Source organism: Bacillus sp. GW823-FHT06B01, from assembly GCF_058952315.1.
Genome location: NZ_JBXAHR010000001.1, coordinates 909,865 through 922,470, shown reverse-complemented (window position 1 = coordinate 922,470; position 12,606 = coordinate 909,865). Strand labels below are relative to the sequence as shown.

The following is a 12,606-nucleotide window of genomic DNA, read 5'->3' as shown; positions in this document are numbered from 1 at the left end:
AAGAAATTCCACTCATCGTAGACGAGCATACGTAGTAGCAAGTAAGGCCGAAATGATAGGGGGATTCAGATGGAGAAAACAAAGTTACCGTGGGATGAATTTTTTTCACTTAATAAAGATGTGAATTATACTTTCTTTACGCCAGAAGATTTTTCAGGAGATGAAGATTTAATCGCAAAAACGACAGAACAATTCGTTAAACAAGAAATTGTTCCACAAATGGAGAATATAGAACAACATAACTATAAAATTTCTCGTCAATTATTTGAGAAAGCTGGAGAACTTGGATTATTAAGTATCGAAGTCCCAGAAGAGTACGGTGGATTTGAGTTAGGAAAGGCAGTTTCAGGGCTTGTAGCAGAAAAAATGGGATACGCTGGTGCATTTAGTGTTTCCTTTAATATACACGCTGGTGTAGGTACATTGCCTTACATATATTACGGAACGAAAGAACAAAAAGAAAAATATTTGCCGAAAATTTCGTCTGGAGAATGGATTGGGGCGTATGCTTTAACTGAGCCAAATGCTGGTTCTGATGCTTTAAGTGCAAAAACAAGTGCAGTATTAAATGAAGATGGTACTGCTTGGAAGTTAAATGGTGAGAAGCAGTGGATTACAAATGCTCATATGGCAGATGTATACGTTGTTTTTGCGAAGACAAATAAAGGAATGACAGCGTTTATTGTCGAAAGAACATGTGAAGGTGTATCCATTGGACTAGAAGAAAAGAAAATGGGGATTAAAGGTTCTTCAACGGCTACCCTAATTTTAGAAGATGTTGTCATCCCTGCTCAAAATGTTTTAGGGGAAGTTGGAAAAGGGCATCACGTAGCTCTTAATATTCTTAACTTCGCTAGACTAAAGTTGGCTTTTGGAAATATTGGAACAGCAAAACAAGCAATTGGTTTGTCGGTTCAATATGGAAAAGAGCGAAAACAGTTCCAAACGGAATTAGTAGATTTTACGATGATTCAAGAGAAAATTGCAAATATGATCATTGCTACATATGGAGCAGAAAGTGCAGCCTACCGTACAGCAGGTGTAATTGATGAAGCAATTCATGAGAGCGATGAAGATCTTATGAAGAAAATGTCTCAATTTGCAATTGAATGTGCACTTAATAAAGTAAATGCTTCTGAAACACTTGGTCACATCGTAGATGAAGCTGTACAAATTCATGGTGGTTACGGTTATATGCAAGAGTACGAGGTAGAACGATTATATCGTGACGCTAGAATTAGTCGTATTTTTGAAGGAACAAACGAAATTAATAGATTAACAGTTGCTAAAATGTTAATGAAGCAAATAGAACAAATTGAAGATACTGAAGTAGAAGTTGATGTAGCAAATATTGAAAGAAACCATCGTTACATTTTATTAGCGAAAAAATTGTTGAAACAATCTTTGAAAACGCTCTCTAAAACTCCAGGGTTAAAAATTGACCAAGAACAAGAATATTCACGTGTATTATCAAATATGTTAACGGACGTGTACGTCATGGAATCAGCATTTTTACGCACGAGTAAAGCAATTAGTAAAAACGGTGAAGAGAAAGAGCGTACGAAACAAATGATAACTGATGTTATTTGTGAAGAAGGCTATCGTAAAGTAGAAGAAGCAGCGATTTCTATACTTTCAGCGGCTGTCACAGAAGAACAAGATAGACACGTAATTTTAGCTGAAATTCGTCAATTATTAGTGCCTTTATACACGAACGTATTTACAAAAAAGAGAGAAATTGCGAAAGCTATTATAAATCGTGGAAAGTATATTGTGTAAATAGGAGGAAAGCGATATGAAAAAGATTGGCTTTATCGGTTTAGGTAATATGGGTCTTCCGATGTCTAAAAATTTAGTTAAATCGAGTTACACAGTATACGGTGTGGATTTAAATAAAGAGGCCGAAGCTTCCTTTGAAAATGAAGGAGGAATTATTGGCTTATCAATCTCAAAACTAGCAGAAACATGCGATGTGATTTTTACAAGTTTACCTTCACCTCGCGCTGTTGAAGCGGTGTATTTTGGGGAAGAAGGATTATTTGAAAATAGCCACTCGAATGTAGTTTTAATTGATACAAGTACTGTATCTCCACAATTAAACAAACAGTTAGAGGAAGCTGCAAAGGAAAAGAAAGTAGACTTTTTAGCAGCACCTGTTAGTGGTGGGGTAATTGGAGCTGAAAACCGTACATTAACGTTTATGGTTGGTGGATCGAAAGAAGTATATGAGAAAACGGAATGTATCATGGGCGTACTAGGCGCGAATGTTTTCCATGTTAGTGAGCAGATTGATAGTGGCACAACAGTTAAATTAATTAATAACCTATTAATTGGTTTTTATACAGCTGGTGTGAGTGAAGCTTTAACATTAGCGAAAAAGAATAATATGGATTTAGATAAAATGTTTGATATTTTAAATGTAAGTTACGGTCAAAGTAGAATTTATGAGCGTAATTATAAAAGTTTCATTGCATCAGAAAACTACGAGCCAGGTTTTACTGTAAATTTATTAAAGAAAGATTTAGGATTTGCAGTAGATTTAGCGAAAGAAAGCGAACTTCACTTACCAGTAAGCGAAATGCTATTAAACGTATATGAAGAAGCAAGTGAGGCAGGATATGGTGAAAACGATATGGCTGCTTTATATAAGAAAGTTAGTGAACAGTTAATTTCTAATCAAAAATAATAGACTTATATACATCATAAAAAAGGAGAGAATATAATGATTACAACTGAAATTAAACGAGTAAAAAATCATATTAATGGTGAGTGGGTAGAATCTACTGGTACAGAAGTAGAAGCAGTTCCGAATCCGGCGACTGGAAAAATTATCGCTTACGTTCCGCTATCTCCGAAAGAAGATGTTGAAAAAGCTGTTGAAGCGGCAAAAGCAGCATACGAAACATGGTCTAAAGTACCAGTTCCGAATCGTTCAAGACAATTATATAAATATTTACAGCTTTTACAAGAAAACAAAGAAGAGCTTGCTAAAATCATTACGCTAGAAAATGGTAAAACATTAACGGATGCAACTGGTGAAGTGCAGCGAGGGATTGAAGCGGTAGAACTTGCAACATCAGCACCAAATTTAATGATGGGACAAGCTCTTCCGAATATTGCTAGCGGCATTGATGGATCGATTTGGCGCTACCCAATTGGAGTTGTTGCTGGTATTACACCGTTTAACTTCCCAATGATGATTCCATTATGGATGTTCCCACTTGCAATTGCTTGCGGTAATACGTTCGTATTAAAAACATCAGAAAGAACGCCACTTTTAGCAGAGCGACTTGTAGAGTTATTCTATGAAGCTGGTTTTCCAAAAGGGGTATTGAATTTAGTACAAGGTGGAAAAGATGTTGTAAATAGCATTTTAGAAAGTAAAGATATTCAAGCTATTTCATTCGTTGGATCTGAGCCGGTAGCTCGTTACGTGTATGAAACAGGTACGAAACACGGGAAACGTGTACAAGCGTTAGCTGGTGCAAAAAACCATGCGATTGTAATGCCTGATTGTAATCTTGAGAAAACAGTGCAAGGTGTAATTGGATCTGCATTCGCAAGTAGTGGAGAGCGCTGCATGGCATGTTCAGTAGTAGCAGTAGTTGATGAAATTGCTGATGAATTCATCGACGTACTAGTAGCAGAGACGAAGAAGTTAAAAGTAGGTGACGGTTTCCACGAAGATAATTATGTTGGACCATTAATTCGTGAATCTCATAAAGAGCGCGTATTAGGCTATATTAATAGCGGTGTAGCAGATGGAGCAACTTTATTAGTTGATGGTCGCAAAATTAAGGAAGAAGTTGGAGAAGGTTACTTTGTAGGTGCGACAATCTTTGATGGTGTAAATCAAGAAATGAAAATTTGGCAAGATGAAATTTTTGCTCCAGTATTAAGCATTGTACGAGTTAAAGATTTAGAAGAAGGTATTAAATTAACAAATCAATCTAAATTTGCAAATGGCGCGGTTATTTATACGTCAAATGGTAAACATGCACAAACGTTCCGTGATAATATCGATGCTGGTATGATCGGTGTAAACGTAAACGTTCCAGCACCAATGGCATTTTTCGCATTTGCAGGAAATAAAGCTTCATTCTTTGGTGATTTAGGTACAAATGGTACAGATGGTGTTCAATTCTATACACGTAAAAAAGTTGTAACAGAGCGCTGGTTTTAATAGAGAGTAAACAGCCAAAACAGTTGTTAAATGAAAAACGCCACTCTGAAGATGTGGTGTTTTTCGTCTTGTTAATTATTTTTTTCAAAAGCTAGTTTAATACCAAAACCAATTAAGACGATTCCTGTTAAGCCTTGAATATAACGTTGCGTCCTCGGTTTTTTCATAAAAGCACTAATTTTATCAATTAAAAATATATAAAAAGCGAACCAAATAACTGTTAATACGAGGTAAGTAAGACCCATTACGAGAAGTTGAAAAAACGTATTATGATTTGGATTTAAAAATTGAGGTAAAAAGGTTAAAAAGAAGACTGCAACTTTAGGGTTTAATAAATTCGTAAGAAACCCTTGGCGAAAGCAAGAAGTGTGTTCATCTTCATTATTTAAAGATATATCGTTCGTATCAAAGCCTTCTTTGTTTCTTACCGCTAAAAGGGCTTTAATGCCAATATAAATTAAATACAGAGCTCCAACGTACTTGAAAATAGAAAATAAAAGAGCTGACTTTACAATAATTGCGGAAAGTCCGATTACTGCTGCTAAAGTATGAATTAAAAGTGCAACACATGTACCGAACACTGTTTTCACTCCACCGACCTTACCGGCAACCAATGTATTTTTCGTCGCCATTGCAGTATCAGGACCGGGTAAAATAATAAGACAAATAGACATAATGATGAAAAGAAAATAATTTTCAATCATAGTTGCTCCTCCTTTTTATTTTTAGAATATTTGATTAAAAATAGTGTAGCATACATTTTTGATTTAATAAAATTAAATTTTATTAAAAATTATTAAATGAGAAAGAGGCTATATAGTAGTGAAATTCCACTACTATATAGCCTCAATTTTATCCCGCATGACCGGACGATCGGTGAGGGCTAATAATAAGCGGGTAATGAACCCCCACTTATTAATGTTTCATCTTATTATGCATTAAGTAAGTTAAAGAACCGATTTACATCTTCTTCTGAAACATCACTTAATTGCTTATATTTATAATTCGGATTTTGATCTTTATCAACGACAACGGATCGTACTCCTTCGAAGAAATCTTCATGTCTCATGAAATTTTTAGCAAGTACAAGGTCGGTAGCGAAACATTCTTCAACGGATTTATCTTGTCCATCAATAAACTGTTTTAAAGTTACTTTTAATGAAATAGGGGATTTTGATAATAGCGTTTCTTTCGTTTTTAAAGCAAAGGAACTTTGAGCTTTCTCCAATGAATCGGTGATCTCTTCAATTGTATCGAATGCAAAATGTGAATTAATTTCTTCTAATGAAATAGAAAGCTCGCTTTCTAAGTTTGGAGCAGTTGCAAATGTACGAATGAATTCTTTTAAATGAGTATGTACATCATCTTGTTTATACCAATTTACACTTTCAAGTTCAGTAAGGAAAATTGGTAATGAATCAGATGTCATAAAGTAATCAGCAGCGTTTATAAATAATACGTCAGAAGCTTTTAAAACAGATGCTGTTAAAGCAACATAGCGGCCAGCAAACCCTGGAGCTTTATTTAAGAAATAAGCAGCACCGACATCTGGGAAGAAGCCGATATTCATCTCTGGCATTGCCCATTTCGTACGCTCAGTTACAATTCGATATTTCGCACCATTTGTAATACCGACACCACCGCCCATTACAATTCCATCTAAACAAGCGATGATCGGTTTTTTATATTGATAAATATATGTATCAATTTCATACTCTTCTTCAAAAAAACGTTCCGCATGCTGCAATGCAGCTTCATTTGAACGCGCTTCATAAAGAGTTTTAATGTCGCCGCCTGCACAAAAACCTTTTGTGCCAGCTCCTTTTAATACGATAAGCGCAATTCGCTCATCATGTTCCCATTCTTTCAGTTTTTGCCCAATTGGTTGCAACATGTCATAAGATAAAGAATTAAGTGCTTTTGGGCGGTTTAAAGTAATTGATGCAACGCCGTTTTCGCTAACAGAAAATAAAACGTGTTCAGTCATAATTCATCCTCCCTTACATATCTTCTTATTCTTAATTCTTGATACGTACTGAAATGTCCTTTATAAATTTTGTCTAAAGTTGACGGTACGTGTTAATTTGTATACCGCATATTTTGACGAGATATATTTGCAGGATTTCTGAGGTTGAAAATGAATATTACAACATTACTGTAATTGTAATTATTTGAAATTATCATGATAAACACGCTATTATATATGTGTAAATTGTGCATAATCACTTCAAAAAGAGTATTTGAAGTGATTATGCTGAAAGAAAAATTGCTTTTCATTAGAAATAGAGAAAGGAGAAATCGGAATGCCAGGACCTTTACTATTGTCGGTGATTATTTTGTCTTCTTTAATGATAGGGATAACGCAGTATTTTCATCATACAGATACGACAGAGGAAGTGAAGGATAAAGTACGACTTGTATTTCCGATTTTTATCATATCTATTTCTTTTTGCATTTTATTAAATAAGGATGGGTACATTATCGCAGTATTTTCATTTTTTGTAGCGATCGTTTTCATTACAGTTTTATATTATGTAATGAAAGACTTTATACAAAAATAAAGATGTCACATTAGACATTTTTATTTTTACAATAAATAAAATTTCACATACCGTATTATATATAAAAATAAAAAACATATAGCGGTAGAAAAGTGTGTACTTTGTCGTGTATTTACTTGTCAATCTTGCATAGCCAATATACTATTAATAGTGTAGAGATTAGAAAAAGGGGTTGTATCTGTCATGAAATTTGAGATGCACACAAAAATTATTTCAAATGAAAAAGAAGTAAGATTACATATAGAAGAAAACATATTTCAATTAAAATTGGATGGTTATCACTTATTTACAGTTCAAGAAATATTGCCTTTATATAAATCAAATGAAGAAAGAATTGGTAGTGCAATGATACAAAAGTTAGAGTGGGAAAACGGAGAAACTACAATAAACTATCAACTCGTATCACTAAAATCAGTAAATTAAAAGGAGCAGGAAACTATGAAGTTATTTCATACAGCGGATTGGCATTTAGGAAAGCTCGTTCATGGCGTGTATATGACTGAAGATCAAAAGATTGTATTAGATCAGTTTGTACAAGCTGTTGAAGAAGAAAAACCAGATGCCGTAATTATTGCAGGGGATTTATATGACCGAGCAATTCCACCTACGGAAGCAGTAGACTTATTAAATGATGTTTTACAAAAAATAGTCATTGATTTACAAACACCAGTTATTGCGGTTGCAGGAAACCATGATAGTCCAGATCGTATTCATTTTGCAAGTAGTTTAATGAAGAAACAAGGATTATTTATTGTGGGACAATTTCAATTTCCATATGAGCCAATTATATTAAATGATGAATATGGCGAGGTTCACTTCCATCTCGTTCCATATGCGGATCCAAGCATAGTTAGACATGTTTTGAAAAACGAAGATGTACGTTCTCATGATGATGCGATGCGTATTTTTATGAATGAGCTTTCTGAAACAATGGATAAAGAAGCAAGACACGTATTTGTTGGTCATGCATTTGTAACTTCTGCGGGAGAAGCGGAAGAGAATACAAGTGATGCAGAACGACCACTTTCAATTGGTGGTGCTGAATACGTAAATAGTCATTATTTTGATAAGTTTCATTACACAGCGCTTGGACATTTACATCAAGCGCATTTTGTACGTAATGAGACAATTCGATATTCAGGTTCTCCACTTGCATATTCTATTTCTGAAGAAAAACATAAAAAAGGATATTATATTGTGGAACTGGACGAGCAAGGTGAAGCAACAATTGAAAAAAGGTTACTTGCACCACGTCGTAAAATGCGAACAGTAGAAGCGAAAATAGATGAATTATTACAACATCCAGTAAGTGAAGATTATGTGTTTGTAAAATTATTAGATGAAAATCCTGTCTTGCAGCCAATGGAAAAAATACGATCTGTATATCCAAATGCAATGCATGTTGAAAGATCTATTCAAAGACGAGAGTTCACAGAGTCAAATGAAGTAACTGTTTCAAGACATAAAACGGATGATTTATCGTTATTAAAGGCTTTTTATAAAGAAATGAAAGGCTTAGATTTATCAGAAGAGAAAGAACGTCTATTTGTAGAAGTACTACAAACAGTGCAAGAACGGGAAGGTGAACGAGGATGAGACCGATTCAGCTAATTATGACAGCATTTGGGCCATATAAACAGAAAGAAGTAATCGATTTTAACGATCTTGGAGATCATCGTATTTTCGCCATTTCTGGGAATACAGGAGCTGGAAAGACAACGATTTTTGATGCGATTTGTTATGTGTTATATGGTGAGGCAAGCGGAGAAGAACGTAGTGATACGAGCATGCTTCGCAGTCAATTTGCTGATGATAATATGTATACAAGTGTAGAACTAACCTTTCAGTTAAAAGGGAAACGTTATGAAATAAAACGACAACTTGGACATAAAAAACAAGGGAACAAGACAATTACGGGACATGCAGTAGAACTATATGAAGTGATTGATGAAGAGAATGTTCCAGCTGTTGATCGTTTCCATGTAACGGATGTAAATAAAAAAGTGGAAGATTTAATTGGTTTAAGTAAACATCAATTTAGCCAAATTGTTATGTTACCACAAGGGGAATTCCGAAAACTATTAACATCTGAGACAGAAAACAAAGAAGAAATTTTACGTCGTATTTTTAAAACGGATCGTTATAAGTTAATGCGTGAGTTACTTGATCAAAAACGAAAACAATGGAAAGAAGTTTTACAAGAAAAACAGAAAGAGCGAGAGCTATACTTCCGTAATGTTTTCAAATTACCAATCCGCGATGGAGCATTATTAGAGACATTGGTGGAACAAGAACATGTAAACACGCATCAAGTAGTAGAAGCATTAGAACAAGAAACAGATGTGTATAAGGCAGAGGTGGAGCAATTACAAATAGAACAAGATGTTCAAACGAAGCAATTAAAGGATGCTGAAACACGTTTTCATGCAGCGAAATCCATAAATGAGAAATTTATAGATTTACAACAAAAGAATGAGAAATATAACACTTTACAAGAAAATCGTACAGTTATTGAAATGAAAGAAAAATCTTTTAAACGTGCGGAAGAGGCGAAGCGCTTATTACCATTTGAACAATGGTACGAAGAAGCAATGCAAAATGAGCAGAAGGCTAAAAGTTTATTAAAACAAATAATCGCTAAAAAAGAAAATGTAACGAAAAGCTTTGAACTTGCTCAGGAGAAATATGAAGCGGTAAAGAATAAAGAACCTGAGAGAGAAAATGCAAAAAAACTTGTTCAAAGATTAGAAGAGTTACAATCGATTATTGCATCATTAGCTGAGAAACAGTTGAATTTACAAAATGCAGAAATTCAAATAGGAAAATTAAAAGAAAGTATGCAAAACTTAGATCGACAATTAGAAGAGCATACAAATCAAAAACAGCTAATGTCTGATGAATTACAGCAATTAGAACGAGCACTTGAACAATATGTAGATAAAGTAGAAGAACTAACGAATATGCGAGAAGATGCAAAAGTTTTAAAGCAAGCATATGATGTATGGCAAGAAAAGCAAAAATTCGAGAAAGAAAAAGAAGCGGCATATAATAAGATGCGATTGGCAGTTAACGCATATGAAAATATGGAACGTCGCTGGTTAAGTGAACAAGCTGGTATATTAGCTCTTCATCTACATGATGGCGAATCTTGTCCAGTATGTGGTAGTACGAACCATCCGAAAAAAGCTACAGAGCAAAGTGATGCGATCGATGAAAAAGAGTTAAATGATTTAAGAGATAAGAAGAATATTGCTGAAAAATTACATGTTCAATTAGAGGAGAAATGGAATTTCTATCATCTACAATATGAACAGGTAATAGGGGAGGTTAAGAAGCGAGGCTATCGCTCAGAGGAATTAGTTGAAACATACAGTGCACTTGTTCAAAAAGGAAAACAATTAGCAACTGAAGTAAATACGCTAAAAGCGAGTGAAGAAACGCGTAAGCAAACTGCTGTGAATATAAAGAGTGTAGAAGAAAAAGTAGATGCACTTCAGAAACAAAAGCGTGAGGTAGAAACAGTACAGCACCGTATAGAAATGGAGTGTATGCAACTTCGTACGTCATATGAACATGATAAGAAAAATATTCCTGAAAACTTACAAACAGTCCAAGCTTGGAAAGTCCAGTTTGACCAAGCTATGCATGAACTCAAATTAATGGAGGACGAATGGAAGAAAGTGCAGGAAGCGTATCAACATTGGCAAAATGAAAATATACGTATTCAAGCAGAACAGGAAAGTGCTTCTAATCAATTTGAAAGTACAAAATTGAAGAAAGAAGAGACGTTTACGCGCTTTATGAAAGAGCTTGAGCAGAGCGGATTTACCGATCAAATTACGTATAAAGAAGCTAAATTAAGTGATATTGAAATGGAGATGTTACAAAAAGAAATCCAAAGTTATTATTCATCTCTTGAAGTGCTTACAAAACAAATTGAAGAGTTACATGCTGAATTAAAAGATAAAGAGTACATGGATATTACGGCGTTAGGTGAACACATAACAGAATTACAAATTAATCTCGATATAATAAAAGAAAAACGCCAACGTGCGCAAACTGCGGTAACGTATATTTCTGATTTACATGAAAACATTAGACGTATTGATGAGCAAATTCATGAGGAAGAAAAAGCGTTCCAAGAACTTGTTGATTTATATGAAGTAATGAAAGGTGATAACGAAAGCCGTATATCATTTGAACGTTACATCTTAATAGAGTATTTAGAACAAATTGTTCAAATTGCAAACGAACGATTACGTAAATTATCAAATGGACAATTTTATTTAAAACGAAGTGAACGAGTTGAAAAGCGAAATCGTCAAAGTGGATTAGGATTAGATGTATACGACGCATATACGGGCCAAACACGCGATGTAAAAACATTATCTGGTGGTGAGAAATTTAATGCATCGCTTTGCTTAGCGCTTGGAATGGCAGACGTCATTCAATCGTATGAAGGCGGTATTTCCATCGAAACGATGTTTATCGACGAAGGTTTTGGTTCATTAGATGAGGAGTCATTAACAAAAGCAGTTGACGCCTTAATTGACTTACAAAAATCAGGCCGATTTATCGGTGTCATTTCACACGTTCAAGAACTGAAAAACGCAATGCCAGCTGTATTAGAAGTAACGAAGCAGAAGGATGGGTGTAGTCAGACTCGTTTTGTGGTGAAGTAAGTTCAAGTGTAATTCAAAGTATTGTTTGTGATCTTCTAGTAAAGAACTTATGATAAAACAAATGCCGCCTCTTTTTAGAGACGGCATTTATTTGTGATTCAAAATTAAATAATTCACTTAGGAGTTATCTGTAGAAGGCGGTGTATTTTCCAATCGATTATAAGTCTTAAAGGCCGAAATTGCCGAGATAACACCACCGACTAAAAATAAAGCTGATCCACCGACCAAAATGATACGACTGACATATGTTTCGCGTGCTTCTTCAACTTCTTCTTGTAACATTGTTGGCATTTGAATTCCTCCTAAACAACATTTATTTTGTAGATAGTATATACAAATGCCTAAAATATGTTAAAATCACTGGATAGTATTATGAGGAAGTATATAGTTAGATGTGAATTGCTTGAAAAATCTTCATTATAAATATATGCTAACTTCACATAGAGCACATATTAACATTGTATTATGTATATGTACCAAATAAATAAAGTGAATTGTATTTCGTTCTGTTTTTAAACATTTAAAATTCTATTATTTTTATATAAAGGTTTCACATCGGAGTTTTAAATATTTTGGAAATAGATATAAATAAGAGAAATTCATATAAAAGGGGAATGTCTTATGACAACATATACGAGTGAAATGAGAAAAAGTTTAGTTTCAGAAGAAGATGTAGATATTTTAAAAATTATGGCTCACCCAATCCGATTACAAATTGTAAATGAATTAAGTACGAGAAAAACTTGTAATGTAACACAATTAACAGAATTACTAAATATTCCACAATCGACTGTTTCGCAACATTTATCAAAAATGAAAGGTAAAGTGTTACGAGCTGAGAGAAGGGGCTTAGAAATTTATTATCATATTAATAATTTAAAAGCGAGTAAGATTGTAAGTGTTTTAGGATATATAAACTAATGAAGTATTTTCATATAAAATAGCCGCTGCTGGTGAGCAGGGGCTATTTTTTGTTGTTTTATGTATTCGTATTTAAAATTTTATAGTTTTTATGATTTACAATCGTTCGATCAAATTCAAAAGTACCACCGCTTACATTTGTAATTTCAACTAAGACCGATTCAGTATAAAGTTTTAATACAGATCCTGTAATCTTTAAATTATTTCGTTGAAAAAGTATAGTATCCCCTACGTTTGCTTTCATAGTACCTCCTTATTA

General features: G+C 34.1%; 12 protein-coding genes. 8 read left to right on the top strand and 4 right to left on the bottom strand.

Annotation, left to right across the window (positions count from 1 at the left end; all coding sequences use genetic code 11):
* Nucleotides 1–69 precede the first annotated feature (69 nt).
* Genes AC1Q8N_RS04750 through AC1Q8N_RS04740 form a run of 3 tightly spaced genes read left to right on the top strand, consistent with a single transcriptional unit; the run spans nucleotide 70 to nucleotide 4,183 of the window.
* Nucleotides 70–1,779, top strand: coding sequence for an acyl-CoA dehydrogenase FadE (locus AC1Q8N_RS04750; RefSeq protein ID WP_048546662.1), 1,710 nt, complete (start codon nucleotides 70–72; stop codon nucleotides 1,777–1,779).
* 16 nt (nucleotides 1,780–1,795) lie between these two features.
* The gene (locus AC1Q8N_RS04745; RefSeq protein ID WP_493521100.1) at nucleotides 1,796–2,686 is read left to right on the top strand and encodes an NAD(P)-dependent oxidoreductase; all 891 of its coding nucleotides are present in this window, start codon (nucleotides 1,796–1,798) and stop codon (nucleotides 2,684–2,686) included.
* A gap of 36 nt (nucleotides 2,687–2,722) precedes the next feature.
* Nucleotides 2,723–4,183 (top strand): CoA-acylating methylmalonate-semialdehyde dehydrogenase, encoded by a 1,461-nt coding sequence (locus AC1Q8N_RS04740; RefSeq protein WP_060488680.1) that lies wholly within the window; start codon nucleotides 2,723–2,725, stop codon nucleotides 4,181–4,183.
* A 71-nt stretch (nucleotides 4,184–4,254) separates the two neighbouring features.
* On the opposite strand, the gene AC1Q8N_RS04735 is transcribed toward AC1Q8N_RS04740, so the two are convergent.
* Complete coding sequence (locus AC1Q8N_RS04735) at nucleotides 4,255–4,887, bottom strand: LysE family translocator (protein ID WP_493521099.1); 633 nt, start codon at nucleotides 4,885–4,887, stop codon at nucleotides 4,255–4,257.
* Nucleotides 4,888–5,114: 227 nt separating this feature from the next.
* On the bottom strand, nucleotides 5,115–6,170 hold the full coding sequence (locus AC1Q8N_RS04730) for an enoyl-CoA hydratase/isomerase family protein (RefSeq protein WP_493521098.1): 1,056 nt from the start codon (nucleotides 6,168–6,170) through the stop codon (nucleotides 5,115–5,117).
* 316 nt (nucleotides 6,171–6,486) lie between these two features.
* Between AC1Q8N_RS04730 and AC1Q8N_RS04725 the strand changes: the two genes are divergently transcribed.
* From AC1Q8N_RS04725 to AC1Q8N_RS04710, 4 genes are all read left to right on the top strand, one after another.
* A complete protein-coding gene (locus tag AC1Q8N_RS04725) occupies nucleotides 6,487–6,744 on the top strand; it encodes a hypothetical protein (RefSeq protein WP_046955733.1) in 258 nt (85 codons plus the stop codon).
* Nucleotides 6,745–6,927: 183 nt separating this feature from the next.
* Nucleotides 6,928–7,167 (top strand): DUF2584 family protein, encoded by a 240-nt coding sequence (locus AC1Q8N_RS04720; RefSeq protein ID WP_098049347.1) that lies wholly within the window; start codon nucleotides 6,928–6,930, stop codon nucleotides 7,165–7,167.
* 15 nt (nucleotides 7,168–7,182) lie between these two features.
* Nucleotides 7,183–8,340 carry an exonuclease SbcCD subunit D gene (locus tag AC1Q8N_RS04715; protein ID WP_098076287.1) on the top strand — a complete coding sequence of 386 codons (1,158 nt, stop codon included), beginning with the start codon at nucleotides 7,183–7,185 and terminating at the stop codon, nucleotides 8,338–8,340.
* The gene (locus AC1Q8N_RS04710) at nucleotides 8,337–11,426 is read left to right on the top strand and encodes an AAA family ATPase (RefSeq protein WP_493521097.1); all 3,090 of its coding nucleotides are present in this window, start codon (nucleotides 8,337–8,339) and stop codon (nucleotides 11,424–11,426) included. Before AC1Q8N_RS04715 ends, AC1Q8N_RS04710 begins: the two co-directional genes overlap by 4 nt.
* A 117-nt stretch (nucleotides 11,427–11,543) precedes the next feature.
* Here the strand turns inward: AC1Q8N_RS04710 and AC1Q8N_RS04705 are convergent, their stop codons facing one another.
* Nucleotides 11,544–11,717 (bottom strand): hypothetical protein, encoded by a 174-nt coding sequence (locus AC1Q8N_RS04705; protein WP_001142748.1) that lies wholly within the window; start codon nucleotides 11,715–11,717, stop codon nucleotides 11,544–11,546.
* Between the two features lie 330 nt (nucleotides 11,718–12,047).
* On the opposite strand from AC1Q8N_RS04705, the gene AC1Q8N_RS04700 reads away from it, so the two are divergent.
* Nucleotides 12,048–12,347 (top strand): ArsR/SmtB family transcription factor, encoded by a 300-nt coding sequence (locus AC1Q8N_RS04700; protein ID WP_000214798.1) that lies wholly within the window; start codon nucleotides 12,048–12,050, stop codon nucleotides 12,345–12,347.
* Nucleotides 12,348–12,405: 58 nt separating this feature from the next.
* On the opposite strand, the gene AC1Q8N_RS04695 is transcribed toward AC1Q8N_RS04700, so the two are convergent.
* Nucleotides 12,406–12,591 carry a YkvS family protein gene (locus tag AC1Q8N_RS04695; RefSeq protein WP_000646791.1) on the bottom strand — a complete coding sequence of 62 codons (186 nt, stop codon included), beginning with the start codon at nucleotides 12,589–12,591 and terminating at the stop codon, nucleotides 12,406–12,408.
* Nucleotides 12,592–12,606: the final 15 nt, after the last annotated feature.

What these genes read in the sequence shown, in the direction of transcription:
- AC1Q8N_RS04720 (WP_098049347.1), top strand. Translation starts at nt 6,928, where the DNA reads ATGAAATTTGAGATGCACACAAAAATTATTTCAAATGAAAAAGAAGTA.
- AC1Q8N_RS04725 (WP_046955733.1), top strand. Translation starts at nt 6,487, where the DNA reads ATGCCAGGACCTTTACTATTGTCGGTGATTATTTTGTCTTCTTTAATG.
- AC1Q8N_RS04715 (WP_098076287.1), top strand. Translation starts at nt 7,183, where the DNA reads ATGAAGTTATTTCATACAGCGGATTGGCATTTAGGAAAGCTCGTTCAT.
- AC1Q8N_RS04730 (WP_493521098.1), bottom strand. Translation starts at nt 6,170, where the DNA reads ATGACTGAACACGTTTTATTTTCTGTTAGCGAAAACGGCGTTGCATCA.
- AC1Q8N_RS04710 (WP_493521097.1), top strand. Translation starts at nt 8,337, where the DNA reads ATGAGACCGATTCAGCTAATTATGACAGCATTTGGGCCATATAAACAG.
- AC1Q8N_RS04700 (WP_000214798.1), top strand. Translation starts at nt 12,048, where the DNA reads ATGACAACATATACGAGTGAAATGAGAAAAAGTTTAGTTTCAGAAGAA.
- AC1Q8N_RS04745 (WP_493521100.1), top strand. Translation starts at nt 1,796, where the DNA reads ATGAAAAAGATTGGCTTTATCGGTTTAGGTAATATGGGTCTTCCGATG.
- AC1Q8N_RS04735 (WP_493521099.1), bottom strand. Translation starts at nt 4,887, where the DNA reads ATGATTGAAAATTATTTTCTTTTCATCATTATGTCTATTTGTCTTATT.
- AC1Q8N_RS04740 (WP_060488680.1), top strand. Translation starts at nt 2,723, where the DNA reads ATGATTACAACTGAAATTAAACGAGTAAAAAATCATATTAATGGTGAG.
- AC1Q8N_RS04695 (WP_000646791.1), bottom strand. Translation starts at nt 12,591, where the DNA reads ATGAAAGCAAACGTAGGGGATACTATACTTTTTCAACGAAATAATTTA.
- AC1Q8N_RS04705 (WP_001142748.1), bottom strand. Translation starts at nt 11,717, where the DNA reads ATGCCAACAATGTTACAAGAAGAAGTTGAAGAAGCACGCGAAACATAT.
- AC1Q8N_RS04750 (WP_048546662.1), top strand. Translation starts at nt 70, where the DNA reads ATGGAGAAAACAAAGTTACCGTGGGATGAATTTTTTTCACTTAATAAA.